Annotated in this window: 11 protein-coding genes; 5 read left to right on the top strand and 6 right to left on the bottom strand. The window is 67.7% G+C overall.

Features of this window, described 5'->3' with window-relative positions; translation table 11 throughout:
• Positions 1-48 precede the first annotated feature (48 nt).
• A complete protein-coding gene (locus TBR22_RS17985) occupies positions 49-1779 on the top strand; it encodes a hypothetical protein (RefSeq protein WP_239489230.1) in 1731 nt (576 codons plus the stop codon).
• Positions 1780-1856: 77 nt separating this feature from the next.
• Here TBR22_RS17985 and TBR22_RS17990 read toward each other — a convergent pair whose 3' ends face one another.
• Positions 1857-2399 (bottom strand): hypothetical protein, encoded by a 543-nt coding sequence (locus tag TBR22_RS17990; protein ID WP_239489231.1) that lies wholly within the window; start codon positions 2397-2399, stop codon positions 1857-1859.
• 164 nt (positions 2400-2563) lie between these two features.
• On the opposite strand from TBR22_RS17990, the gene TBR22_RS17995 reads away from it, so the two are divergent.
• The 4 genes from TBR22_RS17995 (at position 2564) to istB (TBR22_RS18010) (ending at position 7402) form a co-directional block, all read left to right on the top strand.
• Positions 2564-3388, top strand: a complete 825-nt coding sequence (locus TBR22_RS17995; protein WP_239489232.1) for a DUF1080 domain-containing protein — start codon at positions 2564-2566, stop codon at positions 3386-3388.
• Positions 3389-4136: 748 nt separating this feature from the next.
• Positions 4137-4715, top strand: a complete 579-nt coding sequence (gene mug / locus TBR22_RS18000; protein WP_239489233.1) for a G/U mismatch-specific DNA glycosylase — start codon at positions 4137-4139, stop codon at positions 4713-4715.
• 459 nt (positions 4716-5174) lie between these two features.
• Positions 5175-6644 carry an IS21 family transposase gene (gene istA / locus TBR22_RS18005; RefSeq protein WP_239489234.1) on the top strand — a complete coding sequence of 490 codons (1470 nt, stop codon included), beginning with the start codon at positions 5175-5177 and terminating at the stop codon, positions 6642-6644.
• Positions 6641-7402 carry an IS21-like element helper ATPase IstB gene (gene istB / locus TBR22_RS18010; RefSeq protein WP_239489235.1) on the top strand — a complete coding sequence of 254 codons (762 nt, stop codon included), beginning with the start codon at positions 6641-6643 and terminating at the stop codon, positions 7400-7402. Before istA (TBR22_RS18005) ends, istB (TBR22_RS18010) begins: the two co-directional genes overlap by 4 nt.
• Before the next feature lie 193 nt (positions 7403-7595).
• Here the strand turns inward: istB (TBR22_RS18010) and TBR22_RS18015 are convergent, their stop codons facing one another.
• The 5 genes from TBR22_RS18015 to TBR22_RS18035 form a co-directional block, all read right to left on the bottom strand.
• A complete protein-coding gene (locus TBR22_RS18015; protein WP_239489236.1) occupies positions 7596-11642 on the bottom strand; it encodes a BACON domain-containing protein in 4047 nt (1348 codons plus the stop codon).
• A gap of 283 nt (positions 11643-11925) precedes the next feature.
• On the bottom strand, positions 11926-17343 hold the full coding sequence (locus TBR22_RS18020) for a hypothetical protein (RefSeq protein WP_239489237.1): 5418 nt from the start codon (positions 17341-17343) through the stop codon (positions 11926-11928).
• 453 nt (positions 17344-17796) lie between these two features.
• On the bottom strand, positions 17797-18558 hold the full coding sequence (gene istB / locus TBR22_RS18025; protein WP_239489238.1) for an IS21-like element helper ATPase IstB: 762 nt from the start codon (positions 18556-18558) through the stop codon (positions 17797-17799).
• Complete coding sequence (gene istA / locus TBR22_RS18030; RefSeq protein WP_239489239.1) at positions 18555-20105, bottom strand: IS21 family transposase; 1551 nt, start codon at positions 20103-20105, stop codon at positions 18555-18557. The genes istB (TBR22_RS18025) and istA (TBR22_RS18030) overlap by 4 nt, the downstream gene beginning before the upstream one ends.
• Positions 20106-20187: 82 nt before the next feature.
• Positions 20188-20904, bottom strand: a complete 717-nt coding sequence (locus TBR22_RS18035) for a PKD domain-containing protein (RefSeq protein ID WP_239489240.1) — start codon at positions 20902-20904, stop codon at positions 20188-20190.
• Positions 20905-21127: the final 223 nt, after the last annotated feature.

Raw genomic sequence — 21127 nt, forward strand, 5'->3', positions numbered from 1 at the left:
CCGGACCGCGCCGGGGTATGAACAACGCTTTACATTATCATTCGCCGCATGATGGGTACCAGTCGCGTCCCCCCTGCCGGCGTCCGTGCCGGCGCTTCGATGGCCGTCCTGGCCCTGGCCGCCTGCATGGCCCTCCTCCCGGCGAGGCCGGAAGCCCGGTCCGGCCAGGCGCCCGCCGCCCCGGCGCGCCAGGACCTGCAGGCGATGGCCGCCCGCTTCGCGCCGGCCGACATCGGCGCCGACCTGTCGAAACTCCCGGAATCGGAGCGCACCGCCCTCCGCCACCTGATCGAAGCCTCCCGCATCGTCGACGGCCTGTTCCTGCGGCAGGTGTATGCCGGCAACCCGGCCCTGCTCCTGCAGTTGCAGGGCGACCGGACGCCCGAGGGGCAGGCCCGCCTGCGGTACTTCCTCCTGAACAAGGGGCCATGGTCGCGCCTCGACGCGGCGGCGCCCTTCATCGACGGCGTCGGCGAGAAGCCGCACGGCGCGAACTTCTACCCGGCCGGCGCCAGCAAGGCCGACATCGAGCAGTGGATCGCCGGCCTGTCGGCCGCCGAGAAGGCGCAGGCACAGGGCTTCTTCACCACGATCCGCCGCGGCGCGGACGGAAAGTTCATGACGGTGCCCTACACCGTGGAATACCAGGGCGAGCTGGCGCTGATGGCCGGGCACCTCCGCGCCGCCGCGAAGGCCACCACGCAGCCCTCGCTGAAGAAGTTCCTCGAGAGCCGCGCCGCCGCGCTGCTCTCCAACGACTACTACGCGTCGGACGTCGCGTGGATGGAACTCGACGCCTCCATCGAGCCGACCATCGGCCCCTACGAGGTCTACGAGGACGAGTGGTTCGCCGCCAAGGCCGCCTTCGAGGCCTTCATCACCCTGCGCGACGACGCCGAGACGGCCAAGCTCGCGAAGTTCTCGAGCCAGCTCCAGGGCCTCGAGAACCGGCTGCCCATCGACCCGGCCTGGCGCAACCCGAAGCTCGGAGCGCTGTCGCCGATCCGCGTCGTCAACGTCGTGTTCAGCGCCGGCGACGGCAACCGCGGCGTGCAGACGGCGGCGTTCAACCTGCCCAACGACGAGAAGGTCGTCGAGGAGAAGGGCACCAAGCGCACCATGCTGAAGAACACGCAGGAGGCGAAGTTCCGCCTCGTGCTGCAGCCGATCGCGAAGGTGGCGCTGGCGACCGACGACCAGGACAAGGTGCAGTTCGACGCGTTCTTCACCCACATCCTGATGCACGAGCTGATGCACGGCCTCGGACCGAACAGCCTCACGGTGAGCGGGCAGAAGGTCACCGTGCGCTCGCAGCTGAAGGAGACCTACTCGACGCTCGAGGAGGCCAAGGCCGACATCTCGGGCCTGTGGGCGCTGCAGACGCTGGTCGACGACGGGGTCATCGACAAGGGGCTGGCCGACACGATGTACACGACGTTCCTGGCCTCGGCGTTCCGGTCGATCCGGTTCGGCACGACCGAGGCGCACGGCCGCGGCATCGCCATCCAGCTGAACACCCTGCTGGACGCCGGTGCGTTCGTCGTCAACCCCGATGGCACGTTCCGGGTGGAGCCGACGAAGATCCGCGAGGCCGTGAAGGCCCTCACCACCGAGATCATGACCGTGCAGGCCAGGGGCGACTACGCCGCCGCCAAGGCTCTGATGGCGCGCGCGACGATTCGTCCGCAGGTGCAGAAGGTGCTCGATCGGCTGGTGGGCGTGCCGGTGGACATCGAGCCGCGCTTCACGAGCGCGGAGCAGTTGATGGCTCGGAGGTAGGGCGCGGTCTCCGACCGCGCCGTTCGTCGATCCGCCGGACCAACGGCGGGGTGGGGACACCCCGCCCTACCTTTCCGTCAGAACACCACGGCCACGCGCAACCCGCCGCCGCGTGCGTTCACCAGGGGCATGAGCCTGACGTGCGTCGCGGCAGGCTCGCGGCGATACACGTCGTACTCGCGCGTGACCAGGGCATCGACGCCGACGCCGATCGCCGCCCCCACGCCGGCGTAGAACAGCGCCGCGAGGCCGACCCAGCCCGCGTCCTCGGCCGGGGTGTCGCTGGCGAGCGCGGCGACGCCGACCAATCCGGCGCCACACCCCAGCCCGATGAGTGCGCCATTGCCCAGCGAGTCCTGCCGACGCTGTCGAATCGTGGCCACGTCGGCTTCCTGCCAGGCGCGGCGGTCGGGAGTGCCCAGGACGAGTTCGCTGGGCGTGAGCAGGGTGATACGGCCCGTCACTGCCTTGCCGGCGGCGTCGACGATGGTGACGGTCTGACCTTCGCGCACCAGGAGACGCAGTTCACCGAACGAGTGCGCCACGCCCTGGCCGAAGGCGACCGACGCGATCGTCAAGAGCGCCGCGGCGAGCAGCGACGCACGCAGGTGGGTCTGCATGGGAACCTCCCGCCCACGGAAGAGCAAGAGCCGTACCGTCGGGACATGGGCGCGGGAATGCGGTCTCCACGCGGCCGGTCCCGCCAGTGACGGCGATTCCCCGCTGGCGCGAAGGATTCCCCGGCGGCCGGCTGTGCAAGAATCCGCGCACGATGCCGCCCCGCGTGCCAGCCCTCCTCGTCGGCCTGCTCCTCGCCTCACCGGTGTACGCGCAGGCCCCCGACGTCGTCCACCTGTTCAACGGCAAGGACCTGTCGACGTTCACCACCTGGCTGGTCGACGACCACCGCGAGGATCCCGATCGCGTGTTCACGGTGGTCGACGCCATCGACGGCGCCCCGGCCATCCGCATCAGCGGGCAGAAGTACGGCGGCATCGCCACGCGCGAGGAGTTCGAGTCGTACCACCTCGTCGTCGAGTTCCGGTGGGGCGCGGTGACGTGGGCGCCGCGCAAGGCGCTGGCGCGCGACAGCGGCATCCTGGTGCACTGCCAGGGGCCGGACGGCAACACGAAGCCGGACTTCAACGGCCCGTGGATGCGGTCGATCGAGTCGCAGATCATCGAGGGCGGCGTCGGCGACTTCATCCTCGTGGCGGGCAGCGACGCGAGCGGCGCGCGGTTGGCGCCGGAGATGACGGCGACCGTCTCGCCCGACCGGCTGGGGCAGTTCCGCTTCGACCCGCAGGGCGCGCCGCGCCTGTTCACCAACGGCCAGCGGATCAACTGGTCGGGCCGCGACGTCGACCGCGGCAGTGCGCCGATCGGCTTCCGCGGTGTCGCCGACGTCGAGGGCCACGGCGCCGAGTGGACGCGCCTCGAGGTCATCGTCGAACCCGAGCGGATCACCAACATCGTCAACGGACACGTCGTCAACGTCGGCACCAGGCCGAGCCTGACGCGCGGCAGGATCATGATCCAGTCCGAAGGTGCGGAGATCTACTTCCGCCGCGTCGACCTGTATCCCCTGCCCGGAGCACGCCGTCGGTAGCCCCCCCGATCCGCGATCCGCGAGATCAATATTTCCCGATTGTGATTTCTCGCGCCCTTGTCGCACCTCGGAGCTCGGGCGTAAGGTGGCTCCAGTACCGCCGGTGCCACCCCTCCGAGGGACACCAGCCAGGGCGGGAGGAGCGATGAACGAGGGTGATCCACCGTACGAGTCGGGGCGCGACGGGTGCCGCACGTGACACCGGTCGAGCCGCACGCCGACACCGTCAGGGCTGACACGTAGCCACCGTCACATGGGCCCGCTGCCCATCCGGCTTCTGCCGAACACGGACCGAGGCACCTGTCATCCCGGCGGACCACCGCTGAACGTCGCAGGACTGCGAGGTGCTGATGCCGCAGGACACACCACCGGAAGTGAGGGCCGCGTAAGCCGATGACGACCATCATCTGCTTGCGTGGGATGCATCCCCGGTCACGCTGACGTCGGACGCCGCGACCCCGAGGCCACATGCGCCTCACCGGCAGCTGCCGACCGCCCATGACGACCACGGCAGCGCGACCCGGCCCCGAACGACAGGTACGAGAAACCCACCAGGTCTCACACCGGCCCGGCGCCATCCTCTGGCCCCGGGCCGATTCATTGTGAATGCCGCGATGCCGGAATGCCGGGAATGCCGAGGTAGGGCAAAGCGGCCTCGGTTGAAGTCGTAGCCGTCGACCTTCAGGTCGATGGTCAGTGATCTCCCCGGACGATCGATCATCGACCGCACCGGGATAGAAGTGTCCTGATGCGCCACGACGCTCCCCCGCCGCGCCCGACCCGCGCGCAACTGCTCGCCTCGGCCGGTCGCCGCATCCCGGACCTGATCGCGCGCGACCTCGACGTGCTGTTCTGCGGCATCAACCCGGGCCTGTACTCGGCGTTCACGGGCCTGCACTTCGCCAGGCCGGGCAACCGGTTCTGGCGCGCCCTGCATGAGGGTGGCCTCACGCCGACGCTGTTGCAGCCCTGGCAGCAGCAGGCGCTGCTCGCCGCGCGCCTCGGCATCACCAACCTGGTCATGCGGGCCACGGCCACCGCCGCGGAACTCGACGACGACGAACTGCGTGCCGGCCGACTGGCGCTCGAGAAGAAGGTGCGCCGCTACAGGCCGCTGGTGGTGGCGGTGGTCGGCATCGGCGCGTACCGCGTCGCCTTCGACCGCCCGAAGGCCGTCATCGGCCCGCAGCCGGAGACGCTCGCTGGTGCGCGGCTGTGGGTCGTGCCGAACACGAGTGGGCTCAACGCGAACCACCAGGCGGCGGACTTCGCCGAAGCGTTCGGGGCGCTGGCCCGTGCCGTGGACGACCTTCGTCGCCAGGTGTAGCCGTCGCGCTTACGCGACGGCTCGCCCACCTTCCGAGCGTAGGCGTCGACCTTCAGGTCGACGGCTGGTGATGCACCGGCAAATGAACCGGGGAAGCGCGCGACCTGCCTTCCCCCTCCCAGAAGAGACAGACTGCGGCCTGGCGGCTCGCGCGCGCTTCCCCACTCCAACGACGGACAGGGCGCAGGCTTTCCCGGCGCCCTGTCAACAGTCCTCACCATACGAACAGCCACCCACGCTGCAGGGACGCCATGTCGCGACACCCGCACGACAAGTCACTACAAGGACGCGTCCACCGAGTAGGCGCTGGCCGACAGTGCCTACAGTGCTCTCGCAAGAGCTGGGCGCGCCGCTCGGAAAGTGATCCACTCGCCGCTCGGAAAGTAGACCACCTGAGGGTCCAGTGAGCGGGCTTGCCGGCGGGCGCGGCGCCGGGGTCCGCTGGAGAGGATGCTCAGGATGGATCAGGTGCATGTGATCCGACACAAGGTGCTGGTCGAGGGGCGCACGCAGCGGGCGGTCGCGCGGGAGCTGGGGGTCTCGCGCGTGACGGTGAAGAAGTACCTGGCGCAGGCGGCGCCGGTGCGGCACGAGGCGCAGCCGCGGCCGCGGCCGGTGAGCGAGGCCGTCGGCCCGCGCATCGCCGCGCTGCTGGCGGAGTCGCCGCGGTGGACGACGGCCAAGCAGCGGCTGACCGCGACGCGCCTGCACCAGCTGCTTCGCGCCGAGGGGTACGCGGTGGGCGTGACCGTGGTCAAAGAGGCGGTGGCCGAGTGGAAGCGCCAGCAGCGCGAGCCGCTCGTCCCGCTGACGTACCGGGCGGGCGAGCTAGCCCAAGTCGATTTCTTCGAGGTTGTCGTCGACGTCGCGGGCGTGCGTCGGAAGGCCTGGCTCTTTCTGCTGCGGCTGATGTACTCCGGCCGGGACTTCGGCTGGATCTACGAGCGGCAGGACCAGATCAGTTTCCTGGACGGGCACGTCCGCGCGTTTGCGCACCTGGGTGGCGTGCCGGCACGGATCGCCTACGACAATCTCAAGCCGGCGGTGGCCAAGATCCTCGCCGGCCGCGAGCGCGCGCTCACGCTGCGCTTTGCCGCGCTGGTCTCGCACTACCTGTATGAGCCGAGTTTCTGTCGGCCCGGCGTCGGCCACGACAAGGGCGGCGTCGAAGCGCGGGGCAAGGCGGTGCGCCTGCAGGCGCTGACGCCCATCCCGTCGGCCGACTCGCTCGACGCGATCAACACGGCGCTGCTGGCGCAGCTCGATGGCCGTGTCGACACGCGGCGCGCCGGCACCACCGAGACCATCGCCGCACGCTTTGCCGAGGAAGCGCGCCTGCTGTGGCCGCTCGACGTGCCGTTTGTCGCCGAGGCGCCGACGACGGTCAGCATCTCGCCGCGGGCCCTGGGCAAGGTGCACGGGGCGTGGTACTCGGTGCCGTGCGAGTGGGCCGACCTGGATCTGGTCGCGTGGGTGGGCGCGACGACGGTGACGATCGTGGGCCGCGAGGGCACGCGGATCACGCATCCGCGCCAGCCCTTTGGCGGCCGCTCGATCGACTACCGCCACTACCTCCGCGCGCTGGCGACCAAGCCCAAGGCGGTGCGGGAGATCCTGCCCGATCTCCTGCGGGATCTCGGCGCGCCGTTTCCGGCCGTGTGGGATCAGCTCGTCGCCGATCACACGCCCCTCGATGCGGCGCGGCAGCTGGCCACGATCCTCGGGGTGCTGACGGCCGAGGGCGCGTCGGCCGTGATCCCTCGCCTTGAGGAAGCGCTGCGGACCGGCGCCCCGGTGCGACTCCCGCGGCGCGCCACGCGCGCCGTCGCCCTCGACGACGAGGCGCTGCCCGCGACGCTGCGCGACATCGAGGTCGCCAGCGGGATCGCCGCCGATTACGACCAGTGGCTCCAGGACGGTGCCGCATGAGTGCGCCGACGATCACGCGCGATCTCGTCGTGGCGCATACGCGCGCCCTGAAGCTACCCGGGGTCGCGCGGCACTTTGAAGCGCTCGCCCGGCAGGCCCAGGAGGCGCACTGGACCTACGAGGACTACCTGCACGAGGTGCTCAGCGCCGAGCAGGTCTCCCGCCATGAGTCGGTGATCCGCCAGCGGCTCCGCGAGGCGCGCTTCCCCGAGGTGAAGATGCTCGACACCTTTGACTTTGCGTCGGCCGAGGGCCTCAACCCCGCCCAGATCCAGACCCTGGCCCGCGGCGAGTGGGTGACGCGCCCCGAGAACCTGATCCTCGCCGGCCCGATCGGCACGGGCAAGACGCATCTGGCGATCGCGCTGGGCGTCGAGGCCACGCGGCAGAAGCGACGCGTGCTGTTTGCCCGTGCCGCCGACCTGGTGCGCCAGCTGCTCGAGGCCCGCGACGCACGCGAGCTCGGGCGCCTGCAGCGGCGGCTGCTCACGCAGGACGTGCTGATCATCGATGAACTGGGCTTCGTCCCGTCTGATCGGGTCGGCGGTGAACTGCTCTTCAACCTGCTCGCCGATCGCTACGAGCGTCGGGCGACGGTCGTGACGACCAACCTCGCGTTTGCCGAGTGGGTCACCGTCTTTGGCGGCGACGAGAAGCTGACCACCGCGCTGCTCGATCGCCTCGCGCACCACGCGACGGTGATCACCACCAAGGGCAAGAGCTATCGCATGAAGAAACGGAGAACCAGCGCCGCGTAGCGCGGCGCACGGCCTGCAGCCGACCTAGCCCCTCAGAGCGGGGGCCAGGTCGCCCGCAGGCCGTCAGGACCACCCTCGCACCGAGGGCGGGGCAGCGGGCCTACCGGCTCGCTCCGCGTACAATCGAGGCCCCTCGGGTGGATCACTTTCCGAGCGGCCGACTGGTCTACTTTCTGAGCGGCGCCCGCAAGAGCTACTGAATCTTGGTGGCAACCAGATTGGTACCCGCGGCCAGGGGAGCCCCCGGCGCATCGACGTAGATCGCCTCCTCGACGACGATCTGTGGAATCGGCGCGCCGGCAGTCGCCCCAAGAGCCTCCACGACAATGCCAAACGACATCCGGTCCGTGATCCCGCCAAAATCCGGTCCGATCGCCGCATTGGTGCGTGATTGTGGAAGCAACGTGTAGGTTCTCTCCGCTTGCTCTCCGTCGGGGAACATTATCGTGACGCGAGCCAGTCCTGGCGTGGACGAGGTGTTGGCGATCAAGACGTACGTCTGCACGTTCAAGGGGCCACCGGTCTGCCCGAAGGCCATGCCCCACTTCGTACCCGACTCGGTGGCGCCAGACGAGTTGTGGGCTTCATGCCAGGACGCCCCATCACCCGGCCACCACATGGCGCGTTCCACGATGATCGGAACGCCATTGACCGATTCGAGCCGCATGGCAAGGGCGACATCAGCCAGGGGATAGCCCCCCACACCAGGAATCTGCTCCATATCGACCCATATGCCAGACCTGGACGAGGCTGGCGCCGTAATGCGCTTCGAGAACGTCCGGCCATCGTCAAGGAGGTACGTCACCTGTACGTCGGCAGCGATGCTGTTCGGATTCGCGATGAGCACGAACTGATCGAAGAACGGCCCGGTTCGCCCTTCCGCGAGGAACCAGCGCGCGGCCGGCGCAGTGACGCCCATGCTCTCGTGCCCGGCGTTGAACGTTCGTCCCTGGTTGCTGCGGTACATCGCTCGCTCCACGATGAGTGGCGTGCCGTTGATGGACTCGATGACGGCACTGACCTCGGCGGCGGCAAGTGCACGCCCAAGGCCGGGGAACTCCTCGACGTTGACCCAGATGGTGGTCCGCGACTGAGGAGCGAGCCCGTACTCTTTCACGAGGGGAACGCCGCTGGTTCGCAGATAGCGAATCCTGGCTGTCACTGCCGTGCTGGAGGGGTTCTGCACCAGATAGAACAACTCGAAGCCACTGTGCGTGGCGCCTTCCGCAAGGTACCAGGTGGCCGACGGCACGACCGCGGCTTTCTCCGCATGTGCCCCGTACAGGCCGTGGCCTCCACCTCCCCAGGTCATGATTCGATCCACGACGAGTGGTTGCGACGCGGTAACCACCGTTGAGAACTCCGCGTTCCACAGACCATACTCGCTCGGCCGGAAGCCGGCAGGGGACTGAGCGGGCACGAACACGGGGACCGTCAGCGGCGGCTGGCCTGTCTGCTGGAACGTCACATCGGCCACCGTGTCGGTGTCGGTGGGGTTGAGCAGCGCAATGATCGTATCGAAGAAGGACGACGTGGCGCCCTCGGCCAGGTACCGCGTAAGTACGCCGGATTGTGTCACGCTGACCATCCGGCCCGCTACCGTCACGGTGGCCGTCCGTGGGAATCCCGCCGTGGTCGGCGCCGCGGTGAGCGTGAGCGTACCGCTCCCTGTTCCACTGGCGGGGCTCACGGTCAGCCACGCCGCGTCGCTGTTGGCCGTCCACTCGGCGCCCGTAGGCGTGCTGGTGAGCGTGAGCATCTGGCTACCGCCGCTCGCGCGCGCGTTCCAGGCAGATGGCGTGACGCTGAACGTGGGAGCGCCGGCCTGAGTGACGGCCAGTACATGCCCGGCAATGGTCACGGAAGCCGACCGTGCCGTCCCCGTGCTATTGGCGGTTGCCACGATTGTCACCGCGCCACTACCCATCCCGCTGGCAGGACTCACAGTCAGCCAGGCGGTGCCGCTGAAGGCCGACCAGGTCGCACTGCTGACAGTGGCAGAGACCGTGACCGTCTGGCTGCCCCCGGCCCCAGGCGCCGCCCAGCTGCCAGGTGCCAACGTGAACGATGGTGTCTGTACGCTCGGAGTGGCAAACACATAGGCGGCCCCCGAGAAGGTCGCCTGTGTGTTCGCGGGATCGCCGTTCACTCCCGTGGCGGAACTGTCGTCTCCCTCGACCCCGACCACGATCGTGCCGTCAGCAATGGCCAACGCCGCGCCGAAAGCGTCTGCACTCCCGACCCAGGTCCTCTCAAAGACGTGACCTCCCTTCAGGTACTCACGCTGTGCCCACGTGCTCCCATTCCGAATGAAGGTATAGACCGCACCCGACGAGGCGGCGCTATTGTCTGCCTGGTTCCCGTTGACCCCGGTCGCAGCACTGTCTTCGCCATCGGCGCCAACGGCGAGGACGTCGCCCCAGATGGCGACGGCCACACCGAAGCGATCGGTGACCTCGGAATTGGACGCCTTCAGGTAGGCCTGCTGAGACCATCTGCCGGCCGCGCGTACGAACACGTAGGCGGCGCCCGCAAACGAGGCGTTGTTGTCGGCTTGGTTCCCGTTCACGCCGTCGGCGGAACTCCCTTCTTGCGGAGCGCCGACGACAACCGTGTCTCCCCAATTGGCGACTGCGCCGCCAAATGCATCGCCTGCGCCGGTGTTGGACGCCTTCAGGTATGCCTGCTGCGTCCAGACCGCCCCTTCCCGGACGAACACGTACGCGGCTCCCGACTCCATCTTCGACAGGTCCTGCGCCCATTGGTCGCCGTTCACGCCGGTCGCGGAACCGGCTTCACTGTAGGCGCCTACGACAAGCGTGTCTGCGTGAACGGAGACGGCGTTCCCGAAGTAGGCATGCTCCTGCGCGTTGGATGCCATCAGCTGAGCCTGATGGCTCCATGTCATCCCGCTCCTTAGGAATACATGGGCGACGCCCCCATTCCACAAACCGTGGCTGCCTCGTCCTCCGGACGCACCGACGACGATCGTTTCTCCAGAGATGGAGACCGCGGCACCGAAGTTGCTCCAGCTGTTGGTGTAAGACCCCTTCAGGTATGCCTGCTGACGCCAGGTGGTCCCCGTGCGGACGAACACGTAGGCCGCGCCAGCGTCTGCGACGCTGTTACTGGTTTGGTCACCATTCACCCTGGTGGCGGCGCTGTCCTCGGCATGGGCGCCGATCACGATGGTGTCGCCGTCGATGGCCACGGCAGAGCCGAAGGAGTCGCCGGCCTGCGTGTTCGATGCCTTCAGGTAGGCTTGCTGCGTCCACGTCGCACCCGTCCGCACGAACACGTAAGCCGCGCCTGACTCCTGCGCGCGATCGTCGAGTTGGGCCCCGTTGACGCCCGTTGCCGCACTGTCGTCGCCGACGGCACCGATAACCACGGTGTCCCCGGAGATGGCCACTGAACGACCAAAATAGTGGTTGGACTGAGTGCTCGACGCCTTCAGATAGGCCTGCTGGGCGAGCGGGTCCACGGTGATGGGATACAGCGCGTCAGTATCATCGAGGCGGAGTCGGAGCGCATCGGGCGGCTGCTGCACAAATGTCGCCGGCAGACTCCTACCTCTGGCATCGACAACCGACAGCCCTGCGTAACGCGCTACCACATCGCCAGCGGTGTTGATAAAGGCTACGTCCTTGCCGGCTGCTTCGAGCCGAGGCCGGAGGTCGCCCCGCACTTTCAGATCGAACTCGACTGCGCCTACTCCGTCAGGCGCTCGGTGCAGGGTGTAGCCGTGCTCCAGTCCTCGCGCGTCGTTCACGTACCACTCGTCCAGCGCACTACCCCAGCGGTAGCTTAGCCGCTGCCCCTCGGACGTCACTGTGACCGGCGCGTCGACCTCGGCCAGCGAGTGTAACCTGCCCCACGCGCGTAGTTCGAGCCCCCAGGACCACGTCCGATCCTCAGGTTGGACTGTGAATCCGCGACCGTCGAAGTGCGTGGTCCAGTGCTGGGCACGGTTGCGTGCCAGATAGGCGCCACGCTTCGCCGGCACGACCGCATCGCCTGCCCTTTCGTGAGCCTCGAGCAGCGCTGACCAGTCGTCCGAGGACAGCCCTGCCACCCGGACCGCCGACGGAACTGTGACTGTCGCCCCCCTCGCGGCCCGGGTGGGCGCGGCACGGAGGCTCGGCAGCCCGGACGGGATGGGCTTCAACCCATGCCAACCGCCCTGTGTGATCGCCAAACCGAGGGCGCACGTGACCACCGCGTAGAAGCTTCTGCTCATGTCCCCTCCTCACCGGAGCCTGGACTGGCCACCTCGGCCGGTTCGGAAGGGCAATCGACCGCGGAGGGCGTGCGCAAGACGACACAATCGAGGTCTCACCCGCGTCAACTAGCGACATCTGTGTGACTGACGCACCTTGACGCGATCGTTGCAGGCCGCGCCGGCTCCTGCGGCCCAGCTAGCACTGGCGCCAATGCACCTGCGGCCACATGCAGACCGGCCGCCCGTGTTGGGCGAGCGGCCGGGTGTTCCGGTGATTGGGCCGCTCAACCCTGTTGCGGACTCATGGCGTCTTGAAGTACAACGGTGTCGTATAGCCAGAACATCCCGCGGCGTTGCACGCGGCGACGTTCCACTTGTACGTTCGACCTCGCGTGAGCGAGGCAGTGTACGAGGTGCCGGTGACGTACGTATCCACCACGAGCGTGTTCGTTGTCATATCTCTGATGCCGATGCCGTGACTGGTCGCCCCACTGGAACTCCCCCAGCTGACCGTCACCACGTTACTTCCCATCGTCGGGCCTGGGCTCGTGGTCCATCCTGGACTTGGGCTCGTGGGGGTTGTCGGTGCCATGAGAACGCTCGGGGTGGTGAAGTACAGTCCCGTCGTGTACAACGAACACCCGGCCGCATTGCACGCCGAGACGTTCCATCGGTATGTGCGGCCGGCCGTCAGCAAGGCGGTGTGCGAGGTTCCGGTCACGTAGGTGTCGACCACGAGCGCGTTGGTGGTCATATCGCGGATGCCGAGACCGTAGGAGGTCGCGCCGCTGGAGACGCCCCACCCCACCGTAACGTTGCTGCTTCCCATGGTGGGCCCGGGGCTGCTCGTCGATCCTGGGCTCGGGCCGCTCGGGACCGATGGCGCGGCCAGCGCGGTCGGGGTCGTGAAGTACAGCGCGGTCGTGTACAACGAACACCCGGCACTGTTGCAAGCTGCGGCGTTCCAGCGATACGTGCGCCCCGACGAGAGGCTCGAGGTGTACGAGGTGCCCGTCACGTACGTGTCCACCACCAGCGCGCCCGTCGACACATCCAGAATCGCCACGCCGTAGTTGGTCGCACCGCTCGACGCGCCCCAACCGATCGTCACCGTGCTGCTTCCCGTCGTGGGCCCAGGACTGCTGATCGACCCGGGACTCGGGCTCGTGGGCGTCGCCGGCTTGGTCGGCGTACTCCCACTCGTCGGCGTCGTGAAGTAGAGGACGGCGGTGTAGCTCGAACACCCGGCACTGTTGCAGGCCGCCACGTTCCACCGGTATGTGCGCCCCGACGAGAGGCTCGCCGTGTAGGAGGTGCCCGTCACGTACGTGTCCACCACCAGCGCGCCCGTCGACACATCCAGGATCGCCAGGCCGTAGTTGGCCGCGCCGCTCGAGGCGCCCCACCCCACGGTGACTGAATTGCTCCCCGCTGTTGGGCCAGGACTGCTGGTGGACCCGGGACTCGGGCCCGTGGGCGTCGCGGGCTTGGTCGGCGTACTCCCACTCGTCGGCGTCGTGAAGTAGAGGACGGCGGTGTAGCTCGAACAGCCGGCACTGTTGCAGGCCGCCACGTTCCACCGATATGTGCGCCCCGACGAGAGGCTTGCGGTGTAGGAGGTGCCCGTCACGTACGTGTCCACCACCAGCGCGCCCGTCGACACATCCAGAATCGCCAGGCCGTAGTTGGCCGCGCCGCTCGAGGCGCCCCACCCCACGGTGACCGAACTGCTCCCCGTTGTTGGCCCAGGACTGCTGGTGGACCCGGGGCTCGGGCCCGGGGGCGTCGCGGGCTTGGTCGGCGTGCTCCCACTCGTCGGCGTCGTGAAGTAAAGGACCGCGGTGTATCTCGAACAGCCGGCACTGTTGCAGGCCGCGACGTTCCACCGGTACGTGCGCCCCGCGCCGAGGTTGGCGGCATAGGCGGTTCCGGTCACGTGCGCGTCAACGACAAGGACATCCGTTCCCGAATCACGGACCACGACGTTGTAGCTGGTGGCCCCTGACGAAGCAGCCCAGGCTGCCGAGAAGACGTTGCTCGCCAGAGTCGGCCCCGGGTTGGCTGTCGCGCCAGGACTGGCACCACCAGGGGTCGCTGGCGTGGTCGTCTCGGCTGGAGTCGTGACGTACAACATGGGCGTCGGCGCGGAGCATCCCGCCGCGTTGCAGGCCGCTACATTCCACCGATAGAGGCGCCCGGTGCTCAGCGGCATCGTATAGGCGGCTCCGATCACTGACGTGTCGACCACGGTCGCTCCGGACGTCATGTCGACGAGCGCGAGCTGGTAGGTCGAGGCTCCAGTGGACGCGCCCCAGGTCATCGTCACGGCGCGGGTGCCAAGTAGGATCCCCGGAGCTGCCGTGGTACCCGGCGTCGCCCCGGCCGGCGTGGCAGGAACGGCGGCAGTGGTCCGCGTGGTGAAGTACACGGGAGCGGCGTAGGGAGAGCATCCCGCCGAGTTGCACGCGTTCGCGTTCCAGCGGTACTGTCCCCCCGCTCCGAGGTTGATCAGGTACCCAGGATCGCTGACTGTCGTGCTGACCACGAGCTGATCAGTGGTGAAATCGCGGACCGCCACGCCGTACCAGGTGGCGTCCGACGTCGCCTCCCAGGCCAGCCGTACCAGGGTGGTGTCGGTCGTGGGTCCCGGCGTCGATAAAGCTCCCGGGGTCAACCCTACAGGTGTCGAAGGGGCCGCTACATCGGTCGTCAGGAACTTCCGATCATCGCCAGTCGCTCGACCTGCGCTGTTGACTGCAACCACGCGGAAATGATGCTCAGTACCGGCAGGCAGTCCCGTGAGGCGCGTCGATACGGCCACAGCACTGTGCCCCGACCCGATGAGCACCGGGGGGGTCGCCTTCCCGTACGCGTTCGTCGCGCCCCACTCGAAGTGTACGTTGGTGGGCAGGCCGTTCGGCGTGACCATGGCAGCCAGGGCGGCATCGGACTTCGTGACGGAGTTCGGGCTTGCCGTAATGGCGACCGGCACATTGCTGACGTCCCCCTGGACGTTCAGGGTGAAGGACGAGGTGCGCACGGTGGCTCCAGCACGACCAACGACGGTGATCGTGAATGAGCCCTTGGGTGTCGCCTCGTTCGTCGACACCTGCAACACCCTCGCCCCTGTTCGAGCGCCGGCCGCGAATCGCGAGGTGGGCTTGAAGCGAGTCCCCGGTAAGCTCTGCCCACCGGGTATTCCCTCGACACTCAGTGCCACTTCCGAACTCATGCCGGCCGCGGACTCGAGCAGGACCGACAGTTCCGCCGTCGCGCCTGGCCTCACTGTCACTGACGACGGCGACGCAGTGAGGCTGAAGTCGCCCGTGACGCTCGCATTCGCCGAAGCGGTGCGGCCGACTTCGATGGCTCTCCACCCGTGCTTGGCCCACCATGACCTGGCGTCTGTCTTGTGGTGCCATGCTCTCAAGAATGTCTCGAGCTCGAATGCTCGGCTCTTCGCATGCTGGATGTTGGCAACAGTCCTGCCGCCATCGTGCACGATGATGGTGCCCTTGGGATGTGTAGGCGTGGGCGCCGTGATGCCAATCACCAGCATGTAGTGCCCAAGATCCGTCTCTCCTGATTCTGGAAAGTCTATTTCATTCAATCTCGTCGAGTCGGCAGGCCAAGTCACTTGTGGGTAGAGCAGAACGATCAACGGGTGCCCTTGCTCGAGCGCGCGCACTATTTCCTCGGCGTTGACGGAACGATCCCAGCTCGGCACTCCACGCACTTGCATTTGACTGACCAGTTGGTCAGGATCCACTGCCCCGCCACATTCCCACGCCTTGCCGGTTCCGAGCACGATCGATTTGACGAGGTCGTTCGACACGCTGCCCAGCTTCTTGTAGTGGGCAATCGCCATGGCAGCAGTGTTGTGTCCGCATGTCCCGTTGATGTTCCTCAGTGCCCCAGTGCTGCCGCAGGTATCGTTCTGCATCCCGAACTGCGACCGCCATGGAACGTCCGTGAGGATGACGTCCTTCGAAGCCACGCCAAACGACGCAAGGGCTTCGGGAAAACTGGCCGTCGCAGCCTGGACGACGCTTGCGCCACCGTCCTCATCGTCGCCATCGAGCGATATCGACCCGTCCACTTGCGGCGAGTCACCAAGAACACCGGCCATCACCTCATCTCTGAGGACGGTGCCTAGCGCGTTGGTCCCTGCCGCCCACTTCTGGCCGGCAGCGTCCCAATACATGGCACGTTCGACGACGATGTTCGCTGGCGACGGCCCTGTTGATTCGATGAGCGCACCGAACCGCCGGCCGTCAGCGTCGGGGAACACGACGCCCACGGGCACATTGAAGCGGCTGCGAGCGGCGACGCCGGTGAACTCCTGGACCGATACGCGCCCGTCATCGAACAGCAGTGAGACCCTGAGCGTCGCAGGCGTGTCGGAGACGTTGGCGATGAGGTAGTACGTCTCCACCGTTCGTGCCTTGTCGACCTCACCCTCGGCGACGGCCCAGCGGGTCCCCGCCGCCGTTGCACCTGCAGAGTTATGAGCCTCGTACCACCCGCCCTCGGGCCACCACATGGTTCTCTCGGCTACGAGCGGAACCCCGTTTGTGGAACGTATGGTCGTCGACACCGATGTGGAGGCGAGCTTCGAGTCCTCGAGATCGACCCAGATGTTGAAGCGGCTGTTTGGCGCGATGGTGTACTGCTTGGGAATCACCTCGCCGGACGGCAGAAGGAAATTGGCTTCGACCAGAGCAGACCTGTCGGAAGGATTGGCCAATAGGATGAAAAGATCGAAGAACGTGCCTGTGGCGCCCTCGGCGAAGAACCACTCCGTGGCCGGCTCCGTGATGCCGGCGCTCTCGTGGCCAGCGCCGAACGGCTGACCTGGGGCATCCGCATACATCGCCCGCTCGACGATGATGGGCATGTTGTTGAGTACTTGGAACACCGCCGACACGGCCGTGTCGGAGAGCGCCTGACCGAGCCCAGGGAACTCTTCGAGATCCACCCAGATGTTGCCGCGTGAATTGGGCGGCAGCGTGTATATCTTCTCGATCGGGGAGCCCGATGGCCGGAGGTATCTCACCAGCACCTGTGCATCTGATGCGTTGGGGTTTTGAATCAGGTAGAAGAGGTTGAAGGGGCCCTGGGTAGCGCCCTCCGCCAGGTACCACTTGAGAGCCGGTGCCCGGACTCCGGTCTCGGCATGAGCGCCATACGCCTGGTTCTTCTCCCACCACATCATCCTGTCGACGACGAGGAATTGGTCGGACTCGATTCGAGTGGAGTACTCGGCGTTCTCCAGCCCGCCCACAACTCGAGGCTCGACCGTGACCCTCGTGCGCGCGGGCACGTAGACGACGAGCGAGATGGCGGCCTTACCCTGCTGAAGGAAAGACACGGTCGCGTTGGTGCCGACGGTACCCGGGTTCAGGAGGGCGATTCTCGTGTCGAAGAACGCCGAGGTGGCGCCCTCGGCCAGGTACACCGTGTGAACCGCCCAGGCGCTTGCGACCTGCTCCGCACCCGGCGGGGTCAGGGCCCCGCCCGGGTCATCCTGTGCGTCACTGACGCCGACGCAGGTTGCCAGTGCAAGGGCGGTCAGGACGAGGCGACCGACGTGCTTGCGTAACCTGCCGAAGCGGCGATCGACGCAAGGCTGCTGCGAGGCGGCATGCTCATCACGAGCGTCACGCACCGCCGCGATCGCGATGATGTGCCTCGTGGCCGTCCTGTATGTACCACTCATGGCTGTCCCTCCACGACTGTGCGGCCCCCCCCGCGCGGGAACGCGGCGTCCCCATGAGGACATCGGCCCCTGCTGGGAACACCGGATGCGACAAGCTGCGCATGGGGCGCGACAAGATGCGACGCTCGTCGCCAGGTCTCAGCGGTGATGCAGGTGGGTGGCGACGCAGGACGGGCCTGTTGCTCTCGAGCGGGCGACGCATCGGCAGGCATCAGGCCGCGGTTGCCCACGCCAGGCACAGAGGGAGCCATCTGGCCGATGGCTCCGCGAGATAGGCCACTGAGAACTGCCGGCCCACGAGCCTGTGCCGGTCAACGCCGTGTCATCCGAAAGGTGCAGTTCGGCCCGCCTCGACAGGTTCCCTCGACGATCCTCGGTGGACGGGTCAAAACCGGCCATTTCGTGGACGTCCAAAACCGGCCATTCCCGCCGGGCGTCGAGACGGTCTGAGTTCTACTGCGCGGCTGCCTCCGGACGCAAGTCGGTGTGCACCTTGGTTCGCCAGCTGCGGGGGCCGCACTTGAGCACGTGGGCGTGGTGCAGCAGGCGATCGAGCAGCGCCGTGACGGCGGCGGTGTCGCCGAGCAGCTTGCCCCAGTCATCGACCGGCCGATTGGACGTCAGCAGCGTCGAGGCGCGTTCGTAGCGCCGCATGATCACCTCGAGCAGGTCCTCGGCGGCCGTGTGCGGTAGCTTGCGCATGCCGAGGTCGTCGATGATCAGCAGCGGCACGGTGGTCAGCTCCAGCATCAGCGCTTTGCGCGTCCCTTCCACGCTGGCCTCGGTGATCTCCTCGAGCAGGATGTGCGCTTCGCGATACAGCACGCGATAGCCCTGCAGGATGGCCGCACGCCCGATGGCCTGCGCGAGATGGCTCTTGCCGGTGCCGGGCGGGCCGAGGAGCAGCACGTCTTCTCGCTGCGCCACGAAGCGCGCGGTGGCGAGCTCGTGGATCAGCGCCTGCGGCATCTTCCGGTTGAAGCCAAAGTCAAAGGTGTCGAGGGTCCGCTCGGCATCACGAAAGCCGGCCTGCTGCAGCCGGCGTGCGAGGAGCCGGTCCTGGCGGCGCAGCAGCTCGTCGCCGACCAGCGCCGAGAGCAGATCGATCGGGGCCTGGCGTTCCTGCTGCGCCTGGCGCAGGCGGGCCTCGAGGACATCGGCCATCCCGGAGAGGCGCAGCTTGCGCAGGGCGGCATCGAGTTCGGGCAGCGTCATGTGGGATCTCCTGTGGTGCGATCGATCAGATCGCGATAGACGGTCAGTTGACGGATCAGCGGGTCGACCTGCCGCAGCGTGAGCGGCGGCCGTCGCTCCAGGTAGCGGCGGAGGAAGCGGTAATTGAGGACGCGCAGCTCGAGCGCCGCCTTGGCCGCGTCCTCGAGGGCGATCGGGCCGTAGCGCTTCGCGAGGGCGAGCGCGCCGAGGATGCGGCGTGTGCCGGCCGCGCCGTCGTGCGTGTGGATGTGCGTGCACAGCGTGTGCAGCGCGGGACCGATCCGGCGGGCGCGCGCCAGGAGCGCGAGCGTCGTCGCCGGCGTCTTGGCGGGCCGGTCCGCCTCCGCGATGCGGTGATGCCCCCGCGGCCCACGCACATGCTCGCGCAGCAGTTGGCCGTCGAGCGTGAGCAGGCGCACGACCCCATCGGTCCACTGCACCTGGACACGCTGGCCGATCCAGCCGGGCGGCGCCGAGTAGTAGGCGGCCTCGACCTCGACGCAGCCATCGAGATGCACGGTGCGCGTGCCGTACCGGTAATAGCGAAACGGCGTGACGGGAAGCGCCTGCAGCACGGGCTGCTCCTCGGCAAACATCGCGGCCACCTGCCGCTTCGTCGTGCCGTGGATGCGGGTGTCCGCCCAGTGGGCCGTCCAGCGATCGAGGTAGGCCTGCGCGTCCTCGAGGGACTCGAAGCGCTGCCCCTTGAGCGGCGTCTGCTTCGCGTGGCCGACGCTGCGTTCGACCTTGCCCTTGCGATCGGGATCGCGCACGCGACACGGCAGCGCCGTGACGCCGTAGTGCGCGAGCACATCGCGATAGAGCGGATTGATCGTCGGGTCGTAGACGTCCGGCGTCAGCACGCCTTCGCGCAGGTTGTCGAGGACCAGCACGCGCGGGGCGCCGCCCAGCTGACGAAGCGCCTGCTCGTGCAGCGTGGCCCAGATCGCCGCGCTCGACTGCCACGTGAGGAGGTAGACGGCCTTACGCGAGTAGCCGAGCGTCAGCACAAACAGGCGTGTGCGCCGGTGTTTGCCCCCGCCCGGCGGCCGCACCATCGGCCCCTCGCCGTAATCGACCTGGGCCTCCTCGCCCGGCGCGGTGACGATCACCACGCGCGCCTCCGGCGTCGCGGCACCACGCAGCCGGCCGACGAAGCGCCGGACGCTCGCGTAGCCGGCCGTGAAGCCGTGGTCGTCGACCAGGTCCTGCCAGATCGCGCGGGCGTTCCGCCCGCGACCGACCGCCTCGGTGATCAGGTCGCGGTACGGCGTGCAGGCGCTCGCACTCGAGGCGCGGGACGGTGTGGGGTCGGTGGACACCCCCGTCGGCGAAATGGCCGGATTTGCCGCCGCTTCGCTCGGCGGCGCGGGCGCGTCGGCCCGCGGCCGCCCGCGGCCCCGCACGGCGACACCGGCGGCCCGGAGATAGCCGCTGATGGTCTCGCGGCGCACGCCGGTCGCCTGCTCGATGCGGCGCAGCGACCAGCCCAGGCGCCCCAGCGCCACCACCTGCTGCTGTTTTTGTGGGTCCAAGACGTTCCCCATGGCGCTCACGGACGCACAGGGCGTCCGGGCGCGGTTCACGTCTCGGCGCCGGCCTCAGGAAATGGCCGGTTTTGAGGTGTCGCTAAATGGCCGGATTTGGGTGTTCACCGAGGACGATGGACAATGTTTCGTTGGCGGTGCCGCTGAAGCTCAGATCGGCGTAGCCGCCCTCGCCGTTGCATTCGAACTGCTCCAACGAGAAGGCCACGTTCCTGTTAGCGGCCACGCCACCCGGAGGCGTGAAGATGGCCAGCAACGAGTGGCGGCACCCGGCGTTATCACTCCACGAGCCTCTCATCGTGTACCTGTTGTTGCTGGTGCTCTGGATGCTGTCGATCCTCAGGTCGAATGAACTTATGGGCCGTGGGCGGATCGTGGGGAGCGTCGTATGCCCAGACATCGTGCCGACCCATTGGCCAACCAGGGAGCCGACGCTGACCTGCGAGGAGCCGACCGCTGAGTTTGCCCCCGCGGTGGCCTGCACGCTCACCGTGTAGTTGCCCGGCGAACCGTAGGGATGGCTCGCCTGGGGTTGCGTGGACACCGAGGAAGTTCCGTCGCCGAAGTTCCAGGTGAACTGCGTCCCTGAAGGGAATGTGCCCTGAGCTGTGAACTGGAAGGCCGTGAAGAACTGGACGCCTGTGCCGGACGGCTGCACCTGAACACCGTGAACTGCAACAGAGGCGACCGAGGTCGGCGATGTGGGCGTACCTGATTCACTACTCCCGCCGCAGGCGGCGGTAAGCATGCACAGGAGTCCAAGGGCCAGGGCTATGGCGGCGTTCGAAGACTTGCTCATCTCTCCTCCTCGCCGGCCTTCGAGCGAAGAGTCGTCGGGCCGGTCAGGAAGGGCAATCGACGACGCACGTGATGCCACGATGGGACAAGTGACGTCATGGACACGTCACGACGCGCCGGTGGTGGTTCGACGCAGCTTGTCGCAGTGCGACGCAGCTTGTCGCACTGCCGGCGCGGCCAGGCACGCCGATTCGTCCAGCAGTTCCCGTTCCGTCCGCCCACAC

Origin of the sequence: Luteitalea sp. TBR-22, assembly GCF_016865485.1 — a bacterium.
GTDB lineage: Bacteria > Acidobacteriota > Vicinamibacteria > Vicinamibacterales > Vicinamibacteraceae > Luteitalea.

Bases quoted from the DNA above. Each gene is read 5' to 3' on its own strand.
- TBR22_RS18015 (WP_239489236.1), bottom strand. From the start codon at position 11,642: ATGAGCAGAAGCTTCTACGCGGTGGTCACGTGCGCCCTCGGTTTGGCG.
- mug (WP_239489233.1), top strand. From the start codon at position 4,137: ATGCGCCACGACGCTCCCCCGCCGCGCCCGACCCGCGCGCAACTGCTC.
- istB (WP_239489238.1), bottom strand. From the start codon at position 18,558: ATGACGCTGCCCGAACTCGATGCCGCCCTGCGCAAGCTGCGCCTCTCC.
- istA (WP_239489234.1), top strand. From the start codon at position 5,175: ATGGATCAGGTGCATGTGATCCGACACAAGGTGCTGGTCGAGGGGCGC.
- TBR22_RS17990 (WP_239489231.1), bottom strand. From the start codon at position 2,399: ATGCAGACCCACCTGCGTGCGTCGCTGCTCGCCGCGGCGCTCTTGACG.
- istB (WP_239489235.1), top strand. From the start codon at position 6,641: ATGAGTGCGCCGACGATCACGCGCGATCTCGTCGTGGCGCATACGCGC.
- TBR22_RS18035 (WP_239489240.1), bottom strand. From the start codon at position 20,904: ATGAGCAAGTCTTCGAACGCCGCCATAGCCCTGGCCCTTGGACTCCTG.
- TBR22_RS18020 (WP_239489237.1), bottom strand. From the start codon at position 17,343: ATGAGTGGTACATACAGGACGGCCACGAGGCACATCATCGCGATCGCG.
- istA (WP_239489239.1), bottom strand. From the start codon at position 20,105: ATGGGGAACGTCTTGGACCCACAAAAACAGCAGCAGGTGGTGGCGCTG.
- TBR22_RS17985 (WP_239489230.1), top strand. From the start codon at position 49: ATGATGGGTACCAGTCGCGTCCCCCCTGCCGGCGTCCGTGCCGGCGCT.